10 protein-coding genes are annotated in these 19,733 nt (G+C 67.1%); 8 read left to right on the top strand and 2 right to left on the bottom strand.

Features of this window, described 5'->3' with window-relative positions; translation table 11 throughout:
- Window positions 1–22 precede the first annotated feature (22 nt).
- Both ACGI6K_RS21530 and ACGI6K_RS21525 read right to left on the bottom strand, forming a co-directional pair.
- Window positions 23–1,324 (bottom strand): ABC transporter substrate-binding protein, encoded by a 1,302-nt coding sequence (locus tag ACGI6K_RS21530; RefSeq protein WP_376947401.1) that lies wholly within the window; start codon window positions 1,322–1,324, stop codon window positions 23–25.
- A gap of 11 nt (window positions 1,325–1,335) precedes the next feature.
- The gene (locus ACGI6K_RS21525; RefSeq protein ID WP_376947403.1) at window positions 1,336–3,342 is read right to left on the bottom strand and encodes a TonB-dependent receptor plug domain-containing protein; all 2,007 of its coding nucleotides are present in this window, start codon (window positions 3,340–3,342) and stop codon (window positions 1,336–1,338) included.
- A gap of 714 nt (window positions 3,343–4,056) precedes the next feature.
- Between ACGI6K_RS21525 and ACGI6K_RS21520 the strand changes: the two genes are divergently transcribed.
- From ACGI6K_RS21520 to ACGI6K_RS21485, 8 genes are all read left to right on the top strand, one after another.
- Complete coding sequence (locus ACGI6K_RS21520; protein ID WP_376947405.1) at window positions 4,057–5,517, top strand: SrfA family protein; 1,461 nt, start codon at window positions 4,057–4,059, stop codon at window positions 5,515–5,517.
- 16 nt (window positions 5,518–5,533) lie between these two features.
- A complete protein-coding gene (locus ACGI6K_RS21515) occupies window positions 5,534–8,512 on the top strand; it encodes a virulence factor SrfB (RefSeq protein WP_376947407.1) in 2,979 nt (992 codons plus the stop codon).
- Between the two features lie 768 nt (window positions 8,513–9,280).
- Window positions 9,281–12,013, top strand: coding sequence for a putative virulence factor (locus ACGI6K_RS21510; protein WP_376947409.1), 2,733 nt, complete (start codon window positions 9,281–9,283; stop codon window positions 12,011–12,013).
- A 3-nt stretch (window positions 12,014–12,016) separates the two neighbouring features.
- Window positions 12,017–13,033: a hypothetical protein gene (locus ACGI6K_RS21505; RefSeq protein ID WP_376947411.1), complete on the top strand. Its 1,017-nt coding sequence runs from the start codon at window positions 12,017–12,019 to the stop codon at window positions 13,031–13,033.
- Between the two features lie 23 nt (window positions 13,034–13,056).
- Entirely contained in the window at window positions 13,057–15,027 is a 1,971-nt protein-coding gene (locus ACGI6K_RS21500) for a vWA domain-containing protein (RefSeq protein ID WP_376947413.1), read from the top strand.
- Between the two features lie 1,231 nt (window positions 15,028–16,258).
- Window positions 16,259–16,957 carry an ABC transporter ATP-binding protein gene (locus ACGI6K_RS21495; protein WP_376947489.1) on the top strand — a complete coding sequence of 233 codons (699 nt, stop codon included), beginning with the start codon at window positions 16,259–16,261 and terminating at the stop codon, window positions 16,955–16,957.
- The gene (locus ACGI6K_RS21490) at window positions 16,947–18,170 is read left to right on the top strand and encodes an ABC transporter permease (RefSeq protein WP_376947415.1); all 1,224 of its coding nucleotides are present in this window, start codon (window positions 16,947–16,949) and stop codon (window positions 18,168–18,170) included. Before ACGI6K_RS21495 ends, ACGI6K_RS21490 begins: the two co-directional genes overlap by 11 nt.
- A gap of 37 nt (window positions 18,171–18,207) precedes the next feature.
- The gene (locus ACGI6K_RS21485; RefSeq protein ID WP_376947491.1) at window positions 18,208–19,728 is read left to right on the top strand and encodes a formylglycine-generating enzyme family protein; all 1,521 of its coding nucleotides are present in this window, start codon (window positions 18,208–18,210) and stop codon (window positions 19,726–19,728) included.
- Window positions 19,729–19,733: the final 5 nt, after the last annotated feature.

The raw sequence follows: 19,733 nt of genomic DNA, 5'->3' as shown, positions 1-19,733 counted from the left end.
TGTCTTGTCCATCACGTATCCGTCAGCTTAGCGACTCCAGTTGCTGCCGGACCTGCCGGCGGCGCTGCCGCGCCTGTTCGCCCCAGTGTGCCTCGATCTCGTTGGCGGCCGTCCGGTCGCCTTCGACCCGGCGGAAAGATGCCTGCAATTGCGGGTCGCCGGCTTCCTTTTCGCCGATCGACGGCTGGCAGAACCGTTCGCGTATCGCCGTCAGGCGCTGCCCGTTGCGGGCCTCGTGCCGGTGGATGGCGGTCCAGAGCGCGCGCTGTTCCTCGTGCTGGCGTATCAGCATCTGCTCGAACAGGGCGCTGACCACACCCAGGCGCGCGCGGCCCAGATCGTTGTCGTAGTCGTAGCCGCCGGCGGCCGCGGCCCGGAATGGGTCGTGATAGCCGGCCGGCAACTGTGGGTAGACCGATTTCCGCACCGGCAGGCGGTGGATATCCGGGTGCGCCAGCAGGCGCTGGCCGGATTCCGAAAGCAGGAAGGCGACGAAGGTTTGCGCCGCTTCCACCTGTTTCGAGCCGGCGGTGATGGCCACGTGGGCCGGATTCAGGCCGCCATGCCGCGGATAGGCGAATTCCAGCGGCGCGCCGCCGGCGATCGCGCCGGTGACGAAGAAGTCGATGGACAGGCCGACCGCGGCCCGTTGCCCGGTCACTTCGTCGCTGACGAAGGTCGAGCCGCGGTGTACCAGATAGGACAGTCCGGCGATCTCGTTCCACAGGGCCCAGCCTCGTTCCCAGCCGTAGGCCTGCAGGACGATGTCGACCATCACCGGGGCGAAGCCGACTTCGCTGGGCACCGGTAGGGCGATGCGCCCGGCCAGGCGCGGATCGGCCAGGTCGCTCCAGTCCGCCGGGGGAGCCACGCCCAATTCGGCTAGGGCCCGGCGGTCCAGGGCGAAACCGTAGCCGGCCAGCTCGGTGGCCAAGTAACTGCCGTCCGGGGCGGACAGCCGGGTGGTGCCGATACGTTCGGCAAGTCCCGTACGGTCGATTCCGATCGGCCGCCAGGCGCCGGCCTGGCGCAGGCTTTCGAAGGTTCGCGGCGACGCGGCCCAGTAGACGTCCACGCCGCCCTGATCCGGCTGCGAAAGATAGCCCAGGGCGTCGTTCAGGGCGCGCCATAGCAGGTTGAGGCGGATGTCGGGGTGGGCCCGTTCGAAGGCGTCTTCGAAATGCGACATCAGGGCTTCGGGGTAGCTGGTGAGCACCGTCAGCTCGCGCGGGGCGGCCAACAGGGGCGGCGCCGCGCAAAGCAGGCCGAGTCGCAGCGCATCGCCGAGCAGGCGGCGGCGGGTCAATGAGGCGGGAAAAAGCATGATGGACCCCGTCAGAAAGTCAGATTGGCCTGCACAACGAAGGTGCGGCCCGGTTCGGGATAGCCTTCGCTGTATTCGTACTCGTGGTCGGTAAGGTTCTGCACGCTGGCGTCCAGTTGCAGGCCGTTGTCGAAGCGATAGCCGCCTTTCAAGTCGAAGACCACGAATCCGGAAGCCTCCTGGGTGCCGTCGGTAGAGCTGTAGCGGCTGGAGGAAGCGTCCGAGCTGGCCATTAGGTGCCACGGGCCGAGCTGCCGGCCGATGCTGAGAAAGCCTTTGTGCTTGGGCGTGTCGGTGAGCCGTATGGAGTCGTCGGAGGAACGGTTCTGGCGGTTGAGGTAGAGGTAGTTGAAGTTCACCTCCCAAGCGCCCAGGTTGCCGTTCAGTGAGGCCTCCACGCCGTTCATGCGCGCCTCGCTGACATTTTGCATCTGCGAGCAGGGCGGGTTGGAGCAGGCGCTGCTGGCCACGCGCACCGATTGCAGCAGGTCGTCCACGTGGCTGCGGAACAGCGCCAGATCCAGTTCCAGGCTGTCGCTCAAGGCACGCTTGTAGCCAATCTCGAAATGGGTGGCTTCCTCGGTTTTCAGGTCGGGGTTGGGCAGGGCGCTGCCGAAACGGTAGGAGTAGCGATCCTTCATGGTCGGGAAGCGGCTTTTGCGCGCCACGGTGAAGCGCCACAGGGTCCGCGGGTCGGCCTGGAAGAACAAGCCGAGCTGGCCGTTGTTGGTGGATTCGCGCCCACCTTCTTCCCCGAACAGGCCGGCGGCCGTGGTATAGGTTTCGGCTTCGCGGCCGTTGCGCCGATCATGGGAGAAACCCGCGATCAGGGTAAGACGCTCGGTCAGCTTACGGGTGTACTCCAGGGCGAGGGACTGGGTTTCGTCCTCGAAACGCTGCTTGGGCTCGCCGGCGTCGTGCTCGCGGTGTACGTCCTGCTTGTGGTGGAAGGCCAGGCGTAACTGGTTGTTTTCGTTCAGGGTCCACTCGTCCTCGAGGCTGAGACCGGTGCTGTAGTCGTCGTAGTAGCTGCGAAACGCACGCCTGCTGTTTTGCGTGCTGTAACTGTCGTTATCGTAGGAATACAGGTCGTTCTTGTAGATGTCGTGATAAAGGCGAGCCTTGACCTTGTGAGCGCCGAAGGCGGTGACCGTGTTGATGTAGTAGCTGGTCTTGTCCCACTTGGGCCAGCGCCAGAAACGGTTGTAGCTGCCGCCCAGGTGTCCGGCGTAGGCGGGATTGCCCTTTTCGCCGTCCTGCTTGACGTAGCCCAGCACGTATTCGTCGCTATCGTTAGGCGTGAAGCCGACCTTGAAGCTGATCTTCTTGTCCTTGCGATCGCTATTGCCGCGCCGCCCGCCATCCTCCAGGCGTTCGTCGTCGAAGTTGCCGGGCAGGCGGAAATAATCCTCGTTGAGGTAGGACAGGCCCATCTGCGCCCACCAGTTATCCTGCCGGGTGCCGAAGTTGGCGTACGTCCATTCGCCGTTGTTCTCCGCCCGGTCGGTGAAGCTGAAACCGGTGCCAATCTCGCCTTCGAATTCCTCCTGCGGCCGCCGGGTCACCAGGTTGATCGCCCCGCCCAGGGTGTTCGGGCCGTAGGTCATGGAGCTGAAGCCCTTGGAGACCTCGATTCTGGATAGCTCGAAGGTGGTGAAGCGGCCGAGATCGGGATAGCCGTCGTAGGGCACGTACACCGGGATGCCGTCGATGAAGACGGGCACCTGGCGCAGATCGAAGCCACGCACGTAGACCATTTGCTCGTTGCGAGCGCCGGTCTTGCTGAGGCTGACTCCGGGAATCAGGTTAAGCGCCTCGCCGACGGTTTCGCGGTCGTGCAGGCGCATGTCCCGGCTGTCCACCGAGTCCGTGTTGTCGAGGCGGCTGGCGTCGCCATGGCTGCCCAGCACGAAGATCTGGCCGAGTTCGAAAACATTGTCATCGGCCTGGGACAGACCGTTCAGGCAAAGACAGAGGCCGCCCGCCAAAAGGGGCAGGCGAGATGCGGGATACTGCATGGAAATTCCCTAATTTATATACATAAATATATAAAATATAGATCAAATAGATAGCTGTCAAAATGGGCTTTTATTTCGTGTGTTTTTAAATAAAAAACAATTACTTATTTATTTTTTCGTATTTGTTGAATGTATTTTTTATATATATAAATTAAATAAAATTTACAGAGATACTCTGGCACGTCGCAGTTCTGTCCGCGCAAAGACGCGCGGGAATGAATCCGGAAAGGAGGAGCACTATCGGCCCCGTGCGACGAGTCGTTCCGTCCGGGCTCGGCAAATTTCTGGAATCGCGCCGTACTGGCGCACCTGGAATGTGATCGATGGTTGCCGGTCGGGATTCGCCGGGGCGTGTTCCCCTTGGCCGATACTTTTTTCCACTGCAGGTTTGCTTCGACGGGAACGCGCGCCATGGGGACCTACTCCTTCACGATCCAAGGCCGGGGCCGCCGCGCAACTCCCGATTCGTCCCGCTGTCCGACAGTCCCGGCGGGGACGGGCGGGGGGTTTGCTTCCGAAGCGGCGACCGGGCGAGAATGAGCCGCGCCGCAGGCTTTCCGGGCGGCGGGCTCGCCTGGGCCGCGGCAGCGGCATCGTCCGACTCGCCGGTGGCGAGCGGACGAGCCTGGAGGATTCGCACTGCCTGCCGGAGTGTCGACATAGTTCAGCAAGGCCGGAACTCCACTGGACCGGCCGGGAGAAAGGATGACCAGGATGCCGGGTGCATTGCTTCGTACCGGAACGCTGCGGGAATTCAGGGCGCTCGGCGTCGACGGTCAGCCGGTCCACGGCGTGGCGCTGCAGTTGCGTGAAGCCATCCGCCTGAAGATGCACCGCGAAGCGGCCGACTGCCTGGCCATCCCGCAATCCAACGAGGCGGGAGACCGCATCGACTGGTACTCGCCGTTCGAGGGCGACGTGGTGCCCTGGTCGGCGGCCACCGCGCAAGAGCGCATCCAGGCCCGTGCCCGGCTCGAGGCGATGCAGGCCCAGTTGCGGGCCACCGGCGAGAACATGCGCGACGACGCGCAGAACCGGGAGAAGCAGGTGTTCGGCCGTCTCCTGGAAAAGGCCCTGTATTTTCCCGATGCCGACCATGTCTATCTGGTCGACGGCCGGCCGGTGGTCACCTTCTGGGGCTTCACCCGGCAGCAGGAAGGCCAGTCGCCCGATCCTCTCGCCTGCTTGCAGGTCGCCAGGCCCGCCCCTGCCCCCGTGGCGGACACCGCCTTGCCGCCGCCCGTGACGCCTGCGGCGGCAGCCGCGGCCGCGGTTGCGGAAAAACCTCGCTGGCGGCGCTGGCTGTGGCTGCTGCTCCTGCCGCTGCTCCTGCTGTTGCTGCTGTTCCTCATGCGTGCCTGCGCGCCGGCCGTCGAACTGCCCTTCGATCTGTCGCATGTCGACCTGCCCGGCCTGCCGGCCAGGGAAAGGGTGGCGGAAGAGGTCCGGTTGCGCGAGGAGGTGGTGGGCGTGACGGGCGCGGCCGGTGTCGTCGGAACCGAGGGAGAAGGCGGCGTGCCGGTACCGGACGGCGAAATGACTGTCGAGGAAGTGCCCCTCGAAGAGGGATCGGCGAGCAAATCCGACGCGGGCGAAGCCATGGCGGGCGATCCCGCGGCCGAAGAGGCGGCGCAGGACCGGCAACCGTCCGCCCAGGACGGAGAGAAGGAGCCGGGGGCGACGCCCGAGGAGGCACAACAGAAGCCGTCGGTTCCGCCGCAACTCGACGAGGAAAAGCCGGCGCAAGATCCGAAGGCTGCGCTGGAACAGGAAAAAGGTGCCGGGGAACAGCAAGGCGCCAAGCCCATGAGCATTCCGCCCGAGGCGCTGCAGAACGGCTCGACCCGTTTCCTCGATGGCAATTGGCGGGCCGGTACCGGCATCCAGGACGCCAAGACCGGCAAGCCGCTACAACTGGGTTACGACTTCAAGGACGGCAAGGGCCAGGTCAGCATCCGCCGCGACGACGGCGTGCGCTGCGCGGGCCCGGTGAACGCGACCGTGCAGGGCGGCAGCTTGGCGATCGCCAGCCAAGGCCAGGCGACCTGCAGCGACGGCAGCCATTACCGCATGCCGGAAGTGACCTGCAAGCCGGATGCGCGCAGCGCGGCCGACTGTACCGGCCGCTACGGCGACCAGGAATTCCCCATGTCGATCCGCCAGGGCGGCAACTGAGGCGAGCACAGGCAGCATGTTTCCGGAAAAGACCGACTACGAAGACAGGATCACCCTGATCATGGGCAGCGGCATCCAGTTCCTGGATTTCGCCGTCAGACTGGAATTGCGCCGCGAGCCGGCCGGCGAGTTCGTCCGGCCACGCAGCGACGGCCCGCTCGTGCGTCTGCTGTTCGACCCGCGCAATAGCACCTTCCATCATCCGGCCGAGCCGGGCAGGGCGGTGACGCCGGCCTTCAGCGTGGCGCCCGAGGATTCGCTGCGCCTGCTCAAGGGGATCTGGTTGCCCCTGCCGTTCTTCCGCTGTAGCCCGCCGCGGCGCTTCGACGACGGTCCGAGCAACTGGTCGCGGGTGCGCATCGTCGAACTCGCCGAGGGTGAGGACCCGGACGGCAACACCCACCGCGTCACTATCGCCTTCGATACCAAGGTTTTCGACAGCCACGAGGCCACCGCCTACCTGGCGCCGACCCGCGAAGACGTTCGCGCCGGCGCCAGCTTCGCCCTGGCCCACCGCGCCGACGAGATGGGCTGGTTCCTCGACCTCGGCTGGATCGACGGCTGGTTGCGCGAGGTGTTCGGCGAACAGGCGCGGCTGCCGCCGCTGCGCATGCAGCCCGACGACATCCAAGCCGAGTGCGAGCAGCTCCAGCATCAGGCGCACTACCTCAATCTGCTGCATATCCTCGGCAGCTACCTGCCGGTGCCGGAACTCAAGGTGGTGTCCAACCGCGACAGCGACGTGCACAAGGCGATCCCGGTGGACATGGTGCTGGACGTCGGTAACTCGCGTACCTGCGGCATCCTGATCGAGGACCACCCGCAGGAGAACGATGGCCTGAGCAAGCGCTACGAACTGGAACTACGCGACCTGACCCGGCCCGAACACGTCTACCCCGAGCCCTTCGAAAGCCGTGTCGAGTTCGCCCAGGCGATGTTCGGCAAGGACCACTTCTCGGTGCAAAGCGGCCGCCGCGAGGCCTTCCTCTGGCCGACCATCGCCCGCGTCGGCCGCGAGGCCGGGCGCCTGGCCGGCCGCCGGCGCGGTACCGAGGGCTCGACCGGGCTGTCGAGCCCCAAGCGCTATCTATGGGACGAGGACAGCTACGAGCCGGGCTGGCGCTTCAACTGCGCCGCGCTGCGCACCGAGAGCGAGCCGCACGCCACTGCCGCGCCGGTCGCCGGGCTGATCAACGAGAAAGGGCAAGCGCTCTACACGCTGCCCTTCGACGAACGCATGCCGGTGTTCCACCCGCACTATTCGCGCAGCTCGCTGATGACCTTCATGCTTTCCGAAGTGCTCGGTCAGGCGCTGATGCAGATCAACAGCCCTTCGCAGCGCCTACGCATGAGCCACTCGCGGGTGCCGCGCCACCTGCGCTCGATCATCCTCACCGTGCCGCCATCGATGCCCAAGCCGGAGCGCGAGATCTTCGCCAAGTGCATGGAGCAGGCCATCGGCCTGGTTTGGAAGAGCCTCGGCTGGCATCCCGAGGACGACCCCGTCGACCTCAAGGACCCGCAGAGCCGGCAAAGCGCCTGGCCTTGGTTCCCCGAGGTCCATGTGCAGTGGGACGAGGCCACCTGCGGCCAGGTGGTCTACCTGTTCAGCGAGACGCAGAACAACTTTGCCGGTCGCTCGGAGGAGTTCTTCGCCGCCATGGCGCGGCCGGACCAGCCGAAACGGGACCGCCTGACCATCGCCTCGATCGACATCGGCGGTGGCACTACCGATCTGGTGATCACCGAATACCGCCTCGACGACGGCGTCGGCGGTAACGTCTACATCTGCCCGGAACAACGCTTTCGCGACGGCTTCAAGGTCGCCGGCGACGACATCCTACTCGACGTGATCCGCCAGTTCGTCCTGCCGGCGCTGCGCGAAGCGTTGTCGCGCGCCGGCATCGCGGTGCCCGAGGCGCTGCTCTCGCGGCTGATCGGCAGCGAACCGCTGGCCGTGCAGGAGGCCGTGCTGCGCCAGCAGCTCAGCCTGCAAGTGTTCGGCCCGATCGGCCTGCGCCTGCTCAAGGCCTACGAACAGTACGACCCGCTGGAGCCGGGCAGCCGGGTCAGCGCCACCTTCGGCGAGCTGCTCGGCGAGACGCCCACGGCGGACGTGCTCGATTACGTCGCCAGCGCCGTGCGCCGCCAGTTGGGCAACGAGGCGGCGCCCTTCGATATCCTCGCCACCCCGCTGGACGTCAGCCTGCGGCGCATCCACGAAGCCTTCATCGGCGACCGCATCAGCATCGGCAAGACCATCCAGGCGCTCTGCGAGGTGGTCAACGCCTACCCCTGCGACGTGCTCCTGCTTACCGGCCGGCCCTCCTGCTTGCCCGGCGTGCAGGCGCTGTTCCGCGAACTCTTGCCGCTGCCGCCGGGGCGCATCCTGTCGCTCAACCAGTACCGCACCGGCGGCTGGTACCCCTTCAACAAGCTCGACCGCATCGAGGACCCGAAGACCACCGCGGCGGTCGGCGCCATGCTCTGCCTGCTGAGCCGCGGCCTGCGCCTGCCGAACTTCTACTTCCGCGTGGCGTCCTTCCGCTCCTACTCGACGCTCAGGAACCTGGGCCTGATCGACAACAACAACGTCCTCAAGGACAGCAATGTCTACTACCGCGACATCGATCTGGACGATCCCGACTACCGCCTGCCGGACACCCCCTTCGACATGCGCGGGACCATGCGCCTGGGGTTCCGCCAACTGGCCTGCGAGCGCTGGTCGGCGGCGCCGCTGTACATCCTCGCCATCGAGAATCCGCGGCTGCGCGAGGAGATGGCGTCCAAGGGGCTGGTGCTCAAGGTGCGCCTGGGGATCAGGCCGTCGCGCAACCCGGCCGAGGGCAGCGAGCGTTTCGAACTGCTCGGGGTAGAGTCGGACAACGGGGCGGTGAGTCGGGCGCATGTGCGGCTGAAGCTCAATACCCTGCCCGATGCCGGGCTGGGCGAGTCGCAGTACTGGCTGGACAGTGGGAGTGTGTTTCGGAAATGACTAGTGGGGCGCGTTGGTGTTGGCCTAGCTTTTGGACTGAGGACGGGGCGCTTTCCTCGGCTCGGCCTACAGGTTTCGCCTTGTACGGCGAGTCACTTTTTCTTGTCTGGCCAAGAAAAAGTAACCAAAAAGAAGGCCACCTCCATCGTCAGGCCCCGGCTGCGCTGGGGTTCCCTCCCTCCGTCGTCATTCCAGGGGCACGCCATGAAGGGCCATCCATGGCCCTCGCGGCTCTCGCGGCATCCTTGCCGCTCGACCCCTTCCATGCCGACTCCGCTCGGCCCGACGAAGGGGGAAGGGGTGTTGTGCCCACCCCCGTAGAAGAAAAGCGAAGAGCGAAAAGCTTTTTCAAGCGTGATATCAGACTTGCAGGCAATTCCCCGGTCCCGTTCAGCAGGCCGAGCGCAGGCGTCGCGGAGGGGGCGAGCCGCATGGATGCGGCGAGAGCCGTAAAGGGGCATGGATGCCCCTTGTACGGCGGCCCCCGGAGCGGCGCCGGAGCGAGGGAACCTCAGCCGCGTAGCGGCTGGGGCCGGATGATCGGGTGCGCTTTCTCTTTGGTTACTTTCTCTTTGCGCGCGCAAAGAGAAAGTGACTCGCCGTACAAGGCGAAACCTGTCGTATCAGCCGAGGAAAGCATCCAGTTTGGCACCAAGCCTTCCCGCCAGCTCCCGAAAAACCCTCCGAGCCAGGCAGGAAAAGCGTATCGGAGCGATGCCGAAGCCCCAGAATATCAACGCCGCCTCGCCCCACAGGGAACCCCGATCGATGACCTACCCTGACCAATCCCCCGAACGTCTGTCCCAGAGCTGGTCCGCCGTCCACGGCGGGGCGGGCGAGGCGATCCGCTGGATCGACGAGGTGCGTCGCAGCGCGCCGCGCCTGGACAACGAGGCCGACGACCTGATCCTCAGCCTGCGCCGCGTGCGCAACACCGCGCGGCGCCTCGGCGCGGTTTCCGCGCTGCCGATGACCGTGGGCTTCTTCGGCCTGTCCCAGGCCGGCAAGTCCTACCTGATCGCCACCCTCGCCGCCGGCGCCAACGGCAAGCTGGAAACCGACTTGGGCGGCGACCACCTGGACTTCCTCGTCCACGTCAACCCGCCGGGCAGCGGCAAGGAGGCCACCGGGCTGGTCACCCGTTTCAGCCGTACCGCCCGGCCGGGGCCGGCGGAGTTCCCGCTGGAACTCAAGCTGTTCGCCGAGATCGAGCTGGCCAAGGTGCTCGCCAACTCCTTTTTCAACGACTTCAACACCGAGAAGGTGCGCTACCGCTTCGAGGAGGCGGCGATCCGCCAGTTGCTCCGCGAGCTGGAGCGGCGCCGCCAGCCTTACCCGGTGCCGGGCGTCGACGCCGACGCCGTGGTGGATCTGTGGGACTACTTGCAGGGCAGCTTTCCGGGTTCGCTGGGCGCGTTGGCGGCGTATTACTGGCCGGCCGCCGTCGAGTTGGCGCCGCGCCTGGCGCTGGAAGACCGCGCCCGGTTGTTCTCGATCTTTTGGGGCGAGATCCCCGAACTGAGCGACACCTACCTGGCCTTCGCCCGTACCCTGACCAGCCTCGGCCACGCCGAACGGGTCTTCGCGCCGCTGGGCGCGCTGGTACGGCCGACGCCGCAGGGCGGGCTGTCGCAGGCCGACAGCATCATGAACGTGGACATGCTCGAACGCCTCGGCCGGGACAACGACCTGCGCATCGCCGTGCGTCCGTGGAAGGACGGCGCCTTGGGCGCCGAGGTCGAGCTGACCCTGGCGCAACTGGCGGCGCTCACCGCCGAGCTGGTCTTCCCGCTGGTCGAGCCGACCAGCGAACCGCTCTGCGAAGAGGTCGACTTGCTCGACTTCCCCGGCTACCGCGGCCGGCTCGGCGTCGAGTCGCTGGACGAGGTGCGTCGTGCGGTGAACAACGAGGACAGCAACCCGGTGGCGCAGCTCCTTCTGCGCGGCAAGGTCGCCTATCTCTTCGAGCGTTATACCGACAGCCAGGAAATGAACGTGCTGATCGTCTGCACGCCGTCGAACAAGCAGTCGGACGTCACCAGCGTCGGCCCGGTGCTGAGCCGCTGGATCGACCGCACCCAGGGCGAGACGCCGGCCGAGCGGGCGCGCCGCAAGCCGGGCCTGTTGTGGGCGATCACCATGTTCGACATGCGCATCGGCAGCGACCTGGACAAGGGCGAGGACCTGCTGCGCCTGGGCTGGGGCAGCGGCGGCATGATGAAGATGACCATGCTGGAACGCTTCGGCCAGTACGCCTGGCTGCAGGACTGGGCCGGCGGCCGGCCGTTCGACAATACCTTCCTGGTGCGCAAGCCGCGCATGAAGGTGACTTTCCTCGACCTCGACGGCGGCCGGGAAACGGCCATCCACGAGGCCGCCCGCGAGTCGCTGGCGCTGATGCGCCAGACCTTCTGCGAGGACGAGACGGTCCGCCGCCACGTCCGCGACCCCGAGGAAGCCTGGGACGCCATGCTGGCGCTGAACGACGGCGGCATGGGCCGCATCGGCCGCTACCTGCGCCAGGTCGCCCTGCGCGAGGTCAAGCAAGGGCGCATCCGCGAGCAACTGGACGCCATTCTGCACCTGATCGAGAACCGTCTCGGCCACTGGTTCCAGGCCGAGGGCGCCGGCGAGCTGGAGCGCAAGCGGCGCATCGCCCGGCAGATCTCCGACGCCCTGTGGCCGCGGCGCCTGCTGCTCGGCGAGCTGCTGCAGCGCATGCAGCTTCCGGACGACCTACTGCGCGCGCTCTACCTGCGCGCCGGCGAGGAAGACGAAGCGCCGCCGCCGGCCGCCGGCGAACGCCTGCTGTCGGGCACCGCACCGCTGGCCGGGGCGCTTAATCTCGGCCTCGACCTGAACGACGACGACAGCTTCGATCCCTTCGGCGACAACGGCCCTTCCGGCGCGGTGCCCGCGGCGCCGGCGCGGCAGGCGCGTGGCAGCGACGCGCGCTTCGCCCAGGCGGTTCTGCGCGAGTGGATCGGCCACCTGCGTCACCTGCCCGAAGATGTGCGCCTGATGACCTACCTAGGCTTCGCCAAGCCGGCGGTCGAGGCTCTGATCGACGAACTGGTCACTGGCGCCAGCCGTCTCGGCCTGGAGCAGCGCCTGTTGCAGGCGATCGTCAGCACCGAGCAGGTCGGTACCAAACGCGAGCAGCTCGCCGGCCGCCAGGTGCTCACCGCCAAGACGGTGCTCGGCGACTTCATTGGCTGGCTGGGCTTCATCGAGCAGCCCCTCAAACAACGCCCGGACAGCCGCATCGAGCGCGATGCCAAGCTGTTCCAGCCGACGCCGCCGATCGCTCCGGGCCAGTTGCCGCGCCTGGCGGAGCAACCTCAGGACTACACCCGGCGCTACGTCGGCGACTGGCTGGTGGCCCTGGCGCGGATCGCCGAGGAAAATGCCGGACACAGCGCCGGCCGGGAAATCACCCTCGAACAGAACGAAGCGTTGGGCCGCATCCTCGTCACCTTCCAATCGGCACGGGCAGATTGACGCATGCTGAGAATCGAATTGACGGCCGCCGCCGGCGGCCAACCCGGCTACGGCGAACTGAGCCTGCGCGGCTGGCCGGGCGGCACCGACGGCTTGGAGCTGAGCGTGCTGCGCAACCAAGACAGCCTCTACCTGGACGCCGGCGGCGGCTGGGACAGCCTGCCCGTCTGGCACGCCATCGACGGCCTGGAGCGGCGCGGCGAACTGCTGGTCGGCAGCGTCGGCCCCTGGTTGGTCGATCCCTTGGTCCGCGACCCGAAAATGGTCTACCGCCTGCAACTGCGAGATGCCGGGCAGAGCGATGCCGGCGTGCTGCGCATCGTCGGCGACATCCTCTCCTCGTCGGCCATCGGCCAGCCGCAGCTGGAGGAACCGTCGCCCAAACCGCGGGCCGCGTCGCCCGAAGCGAAGCTCGAACCCGTGCCCGTCGAGCCGCTGGTCGAGAAGCCGCGGGCGGAGCCGTCGCTGGTCGCCAGGCGCGAAGACGAGGAAGCGCCCGTCACGCCACCGCCGAGGCCTGTTCGCTGGCTGCCGCTGGTCCTCGGCCTGCTGGCGCTGCTCGGCATCGGGCTGGGGGCCTACTGGTACTTCGTGTTGCGCCCGCAGACGTTGACGCCGGTGGCGGAGGCTCCGGCCGCGACGCCGGCGCCCGCCGCGTCCGGCGGCGAGGCGAACCCCTGCGACGCGACCACCCTGGAAGGCGCCGGCGACGACCTGGCCTTCATCCAGGCCTGCCTGCGCTCGAATCCGCCCACGGCCCGAGTGCTGGAAGTGATCGACGCCGCCAAGCGCGCTAAGCGCTGCGGCGTGGTGCAGCGTCTCTACGCGCACAAGGCCCAGGCCGGCGACGCCGCCATCGCCTTCGCTTACGCCCGCGAATACGACCCGCAGACCTTCGCCGCCGGCGGCTGCGTGAAGTCCGCCGATGCCGAGACCGCCGCCTACTGGTACGAGATCGCCCTGGCCAACGATCCGGCCAACGCCGACGCCAAGAAGCGCCTGGAGGCCCTGAAACCATGAACCCGCGCGGAAGGAAGACGACGATGTGGCGCGAGATGGCCCTGCTCGGCGGCCTGCTGCTGGGCACCTGCGCCGGCTCGGCGCTGGCGGCCGACGACAAGCCCCTGCTGCAGGCCGGCAAGAAGACCCTCTACCAGCGCGTACTGACCACGCCGAGCTGCCGCCTCGGCGACCAACCCGGCGCGGCCGGCGGCAAGTCGCAGCCGGCCTTCACCCGCTTCTACGTGTACCAGCGACAGAAGGTCGGCGACGGCGAATGGCTCAAGGTCGGCCCGGACAGCTACGGCAAGACCCTCGGCTGGATCGATGCCGGCTGCGCGGTGGACTGGAAGATGCAGATGACCCTGGTGCTGACCAACCCGGCCGGGCGCGAGCCGCTGCTGTTCTTCCGCCAGCGCGAGACGCTCGACAAGCTGTTCGGCGCGGACGATCCGGACAAGCTGCTCAAGCCGATCCGCGCCAACCTGGCGGGCCAGGGCCGCGACGCCGCGGTGGTCGCCCGCGAGCCGGACTACGCCGTCGATCTGGCCAAGCGCTTCTACCTGCTGCCGGTGCTCGATGCCCGGGAAATCATGACCGAGAAGGGCTTCCGGGTGCGCGAGCTGGAAGTCGCCTCGGTGACCGCTGCCGAGCCGAAGAGCGCCGAACAGGCCGCCCAGGACAAGGCCGGCGAGGTCAACACCCTGAAGGGCTTCAGCGCCGCCGTGGTGTTCGTCATCGACTCGACCATCTCCATGGGCCCCTACATTGACCGGACCCGCGAAGCGATCCGCAAGATCTACCAGCGCATCGAGCAGGAAAAGCTGCTCGGGCAGGTCAGGTTCGGTCTGGTCGCCTACCGCTCCAACATCAAGGAAGTGCCGGCGCTGGAATACGTCAGCAAACTCTATGTCGATCCGGCCAAGGTACAGGGCGGCGAGGACTTCCTCGCCAAAATGGCCGCATTGAAGCCGGCCACGGTATCCAGCAGCCGCTTCGACGAAGACGCCTACGCTGGGGTCATGCGCGCCCTGGACGAGATCGACTGGACCCAGTTCGGCGCCCGCTACATCGTGCTGGTCAGCGATGCCGGCGCTTTGGACGGCACCGATCCGCTGTCCGCCACCGGCCTCGACGCCGCCCAGGTGCGCCTGGAGGCCAAGCATCGCGGCGTGGCCATCTACAGCCTGCATCTGAAAACCCCGAGCGGGGCGAAGAACCACGCCTCCGCCGAGGCGCAGTACCGCGACCTGTCGAACAACCCGATCCTCAACAAGCCGCTGTACTACCCGGTGGACGCCGGCGATGTGAATAACTTCGGCAGCAAGATCGACGCCCTGGCCGCTGCCATCACCGGCCAGGTCAAGGCCGCCTACCGCGGCGAAATGGCTGCCGGCAGCGCTCTCGGCGCCGACGCCGACTATGGCGAGAAGGCCGACGCCACCCTGTTGGAAGACACCGCCAAGCTCGGCCACGCCATGCGCCTGGCCTACCTCGGCGCAGCCACCGGGGCCAGCGCGCCGCCGGTGTTCCACGCCTGGATCGGCGACCGCGACTTCGTCAAGCAGAACGTGCCGACCACCGAGGTGCGTGTGCTGCTTACCAAGGCCCAGCTCAGCGACCTCGCCGAGGTGGTGAAGAAGATCGCCGACGCCGCCAACGAGGGCTTGATCTCGCCCAACGAGATGTTCGAGCGTCTGCGTTCGGTGGCCGCGACCATGGGCAAGGACCCCAATCAACTGCAGAAGGACAACAAATCCGCCACCCTGGCGGAGATGGGCTTGATGGCCGAGTACCTGGAGGGGCTGCCGTACCTCAGCGAGGTGCTCAGCCTCGACGAGGAGACCTGGAAAGGCATGGAGGGGCTGGAGCAGGAGAAATTCATCCGTCGGCTGAATACCAAGCTGAAGTACTACCAGAAGTACAACGCCGATGCCGATCGGTGGGTGTCGTTGGCCGAGGGGAGCGATCCGCGGGATCATGTGTATCCGGTGCCGTTGGAGGCGTTGCCTTGATCCTGGCTGGCGAAGGCGTCCTGGTGCCGAGCCGGGTGCTTTCCTCGGCCCAAGCGACAGGTTTCGCCTTGTATGGCGAGTCACTTTCTCTTTGCCCGCGCAAAGAGAAAGTGACCAAAAAGAAAACGCGCCCGCTCATCCGGCCCCGGCTGCGTCGGGCTTCCCTCGCTTCGGCATCGCTCCGATACGTTTTTCCTACCGGGAGCGGAGGGTTTTTCGGAAGCTGGCAGGAAGGCTTGGTGCCGAGCCGAATGCTTTCCTCGGCTGATACGACAGGTTTCGCCTTGTACGGCGAGTCACTTTCTCTTTGCCCGCGCAAAGAGAAAGTGACCAAAAAGAAAACGCGCCCGCTCATCCGGCCCCGGCTACGCCGGGGTTCCCTCGCTCCGGCGCCGCTGCGGGGGCACGTCACGAAGGGACGTCCCTGTCCCTTCGTGACTCGCTCGGCGTCCTGCCTCGCGTCCCCCTCCGCGGCGCCTGCGCTCGGCCTGCTGAACGGGACCGGGGAGCTTGCCTGCAAACTCGGGATCGATCCTGAAAAAGCTTTTTTGCCCTTCGCTTCGCTTTTCGTTCGCGAAGGCAGAGACTCCTGCAGACCTATGCGGCTTGGTGTAGGCGCGGATTTATCGGGGCGACCATCCGCCACGGCCCTGGCGACACCTGAAGTTTCGTATCCGCGCCGGTCGCGAATGAATTCGCTCCTACAGGGGATCGGGGTGTTGCCTGAAAATTCGGGGCCGCTCCTGAAAAAGCTTCTTCGCTCTTCGCTTTGCTTTTCGTTTGCGGAGGCAGGGGCTGCACCCATTCCCCCTTCGTCAGGCCGAACGGAATCGCCGCGCAAGGGGTTGAGCCGCATGGATGCGGCGACGACTGCATGGATGCAGGAGGTAGAGCGACGCAGGACGCCAAAGCCGAAAGGCCCGTGGGCCATGGATGGCCCTTCGGGCCGTGCCCCTGGAGCGGCGATGGAGGGAGGGGACCCGGAGCGAAGCGCAGGGCCTGACGACGGGGGTGGCCTTCTTTTGGGTTACTTTTTCTTGGCTAGACAAGAAAAAGTGACTCGCCGTGCAAGGCGAAACCTGTCGCATGGGCCGAGGAAAGTGCCGAGGCCCGGCACCAAGGCTTCCCGCCAGCACCACAAAACACCCCCGCTTTCAGGCAGAGAAAGCGCCCCGGCCCGGCACCAGGGCCAGGAACCCACCCGGAGCATGCCCAGCCCATGACTCCCCCCTTGCTCCACATCGAAAACCTCGCCATCCACCGCGGCACCTACCGTATCCTCCTGCCGCGCCTGTCGCTGGCGCGCGGTGAAGTGGCCGCCATCACCGGCGCCAGCGGCTGTGGCAAGAGCACCCTGCTGGAAATGATCGGCCTGATCCTGCGCCCCGAAGACCTCGACCGCTACGAACTGGACGAGCGCGACGCCGGCGCCCCGCTGGACATCGCCGCCCTGCTGCACGCGGACCGCCAGGCGCGGCTGGCCGACCTGCGTGCCCAGCGGCTCGGCTTCGTTCCGCAGAGCGGCGGACTGCTGCCGTTTCTCGACGTGCGCCAGAACATCGCCCTGCCGCGGCGCATGCTCGGCCTACCGGCCGGTGGCGAGCGGGTCGAGGAGGCCATCGAGCGCCTCGGGCTGCGGCCGCTCCTGTACAAGAAGCCCGCCCAGCTCTCCATCGGCGAGCGTCAGCGCGCCTCCTTCGTCCGCGCCATCGCCCACGAGCCGGACCTGCTGCTGGCCGACGAGCCCACCGCCGCGCTGGACCCCTTCCAGGCGCGGCGGCTGTTCGAGCTGATCGTCGAGACCAGCCAGCGCCTGCGCATCGCCACCCTGCTGGTCAGCCACGACTGGGGCCTGCTGCGCGACTGCGCGATCCGCCGGCTGGTGGGCGTGCCGGAGGACGGCGGCGCGGTGTTCCGCGATGCGGCCTGACGCGCGCCCCGGCTGGGGCTTGCTCGCTGCCCTGGCGAGCCGCGATCTCTGGCACGACCGCCAGGTCTCGCTGTGCATCGTCGCCGCGCTGGTGGCGGTGATCGCGCCGCTGCTTTTGCTGTTCGGCCTCAAGTACGGCGTGGTCTCGCAACTGCGCGGCGAACTGCTCGCCGATCCGCGCAACCTGGAGATCCGCCTGCTCGGCAACCATGACCTGGACCGCGCCTGGTTCGCGCGTCTGGCCGCGCAGCCGGGGGTCGGCTTCGTCATGCCGCTGACCCGTTCGCTGAACACCCAGGCCGACCTGGCGCGCGACAGCCAACGTTTCGTCGCCGACGCCGAGGTCATCCCCAGCGGTCCGGGCGATCCCTTACTCGGCACGCGCCTCGCGCCGCCGGAAGGCGACCGGGTGCTGCTCAGCGCCAGCGCGGCGCGGCGTCTGGAGGTAGGCGCCGGCGAGCGCATTCGCCTCTCGGTGCTACGCAAGCTGGACGGCAACAGCGAGCGTGGCCAGCGCGAACTGACGGTCACCGGGGTACTGCCGGAGACAGCCTTCCCGCGCCCGGCGCTGCTGGTTCCGCTGGATCTTTTGGTGGCCATGGAGGATTTTCGCGACGGTTTCGCGGTGCCCGCCCTCGGCTTCGCCGCCGGCCGCGTGGCGCCGCCGCGCGAGCGCTATGCCCGCGCCCGCGTCTACGCCAGCAGCCTGAACGATGTCGCCCCGCTCGCCGCCTGGCTGGAAGGACAGCGCATCGAGACCGGCACCCGGCTGCGCGAGATCGAGTCGGTGAAAGCCGTCGACCGGGTACTCGGGCTGATCTTCGCGGTGATCGCCTGGACCGCGGCGATCGGCTGCGTCGCGTCCCTGGCCGGCGCTTTCCTCGCCAACATCGATCGCAAGCGCAAGGACCTGGCCCTGCTGCGTCTGCTCGGTTTCCGTCGCATCGCGGTCGGTGCCTATGTGATGGTGCAGGCGGCGCTGCTCACCTGCTTGGCCTTTGGCCTGGGCTACCTGGCCTATCTGGCCGGCAGCACGGTGTTCAACCGGGTCCTGGGCGCCAACTTGGCCGCCGACGCCTTCGTCTGCCGGCTGGAAAACCTGCATATTCTGCTGGCTTTCGCCAGTGCGTTGCTGATCGCCATCCTGGTGGCGGCGGTAGGAGGGTATCGTGCGATTCACATTCAACCGGCGGAAAGCCTGCGGGATCTCTGAGCGACGCCGTGCGCCGGCCGTGGCGTTGGGACTAACGCTGGCGCTGGCCGGCCTGCCGGCCGCCGCGGCCTGGGACGCGAAGTACTACAACCCACAAGCGCAGAAGGACGATGTACTGCTGCCGATGCCCTGCGGCGGCTTCATGGCCTGGCGCCAGGTGCGCGTGCCGATGGCCAGCCCGCTGGACGACTACGCCATCACCCTCGGCCAGGACAGCGAGGAATGGGGCTACCTCGAACAGGCGCGGCCGACCCACATCGCCGGCAGCTTCAGCGTCGCCAAGCCGGAGCCGGGGCGCTATTACCTGCTCGCCAAGTACGAGGTCAACGAGTTGCAGTACCGCGCGCTGATGGACGGCCAGTGCCCCGAGCCCTCCGCCGAGTTGCGCCTGCCGAAGACCGGGCTGAGCTGGTTCGACGCCGTGGCCTTCACCGACCGCTACAACCTCTGGCTGCGCCAGAGCGCCCCGGACAAGCTGCCGAAGGAAGACGGCGCGGCCGGCTTCCTGCGCCTGCCCACCGAGGTTGAATGGGAATTCGCCGCGCGTGGCGGCCTGGCGGTATCCCCGGCGGAATTTCGCGACAGCCGCTTCCCCATGCCGGAGGGCATCGAAGCCTACGCCTGGTTCGCCGGCGCGCAGTCGGCCAACGGCAAGCTGCAACTGGCCGGCCTGCTCAAGCCCAACCCGCTCGGCCTGCACGACGTGCTCGGCAACGCCGACGAGATGCTCTTCGAGCCCTTCCACCTGAACAAGCTGGACCGCCAACACGGCCAGGCCGGCGGCTACATCGTGCGCGGCGGCAATTACCTGACCCCACAGGCCGAGCTGCGCACCGCGCTGCGCCAGGAACAGCCCTACTACGCCGCCGACGGCAGCGCGCAGAACCGCTTGAAGACCGGCGGCTTCCGTCCGGCTCTGGTGGCGCCGGCGCTGACTTCCCGCGAGCGGATCAGGCAGGTCGAGGCCGACTGGAAGAAACTCGGCACAGCCCGCCCGGAAAGCCAGGATGGCGCGCAGGCGCCCGTCCCGGACCCGGCGACCCGGATCGCCAGCCTCGCCGAGGGTGTGCGCGACGACGCGCTTAAGGGGCAACTGGAGAAGCTGCGCAGCGACCTGCGCGCCAATACCCAGGCGCGCGACGAGCAGCGCGACCAGGCGATCCGCTCCGAACTGCAACTCGGTGCTTTCCTCTGCACCAAGCTTAAGGACGACGGGCTCTTCCTCGACACCCTCGAAGGCAATTACAGTCGCAGTTGCGGTGCGGACGGCGCGGAACCCAAGGCCCGTTGCGAGGCGCGCCGGGAGCAGTTGGACGGTCATCGCAAAGTGCTGGATTTCATGCTCAACTACTACGCCGACAGCGTGGTCGGCACGGCTCTGAACTACAACCAGGCCAGCCTCGAACCCCAGGTCGGCCTGGTGGCGCAGCAGTTGGCCGCACGGGGCAAGAGCAATCTGCGCACCTACCTCGATACCCACTGGAACAACCTGCGCACCTACTTGAAGGATGGCAGGGTGGCGCGCGCTCATTGGTTGCAATCCTGCAAATCCCTCTGATTGGA

The organism is Azorhizophilus paspali, assembly GCF_043587585.2.
Taxonomy (GTDB): Bacteria; Pseudomonadota; Gammaproteobacteria; order Pseudomonadales; family Pseudomonadaceae; genus Azotobacter; species Azotobacter paspali.
The sequence above is the reverse complement of the archived record's forward strand: the minus strand, read 5'-3'. Positions and strand labels throughout refer to the sequence as shown.

Bases quoted from the DNA above. Each gene is read 5' to 3' on its own strand.
- ACGI6K_RS21515 (WP_376947407.1), top strand. From the start codon at position 5,534: ATGTTTCCGGAAAAGACCGACTACGAAGACAGGATCACCCTGATCATG.
- ACGI6K_RS21525 (WP_376947403.1), bottom strand. From the start codon at position 3,342: ATGCAGTATCCCGCATCTCGCCTGCCCCTTTTGGCGGGCGGCCTCTGT.
- ACGI6K_RS21500 (WP_376947413.1), top strand. From the start codon at position 13,057: ATGTGGCGCGAGATGGCCCTGCTCGGCGGCCTGCTGCTGGGCACCTGC.
- ACGI6K_RS21505 (WP_376947411.1), top strand. From the start codon at position 12,017: ATGCTGAGAATCGAATTGACGGCCGCCGCCGGCGGCCAACCCGGCTAC.
- ACGI6K_RS21520 (WP_376947405.1), top strand. From the start codon at position 4,057: ATGCCGGGTGCATTGCTTCGTACCGGAACGCTGCGGGAATTCAGGGCG.
- ACGI6K_RS21490 (WP_376947415.1), top strand. From the start codon at position 16,947: ATGCGGCCTGACGCGCGCCCCGGCTGGGGCTTGCTCGCTGCCCTGGCG.
- ACGI6K_RS21510 (WP_376947409.1), top strand. From the start codon at position 9,281: ATGACCTACCCTGACCAATCCCCCGAACGTCTGTCCCAGAGCTGGTCC.
- ACGI6K_RS21530 (WP_376947401.1), bottom strand. From the start codon at position 1,324: ATGCTTTTTCCCGCCTCATTGACCCGCCGCCGCCTGCTCGGCGATGCG.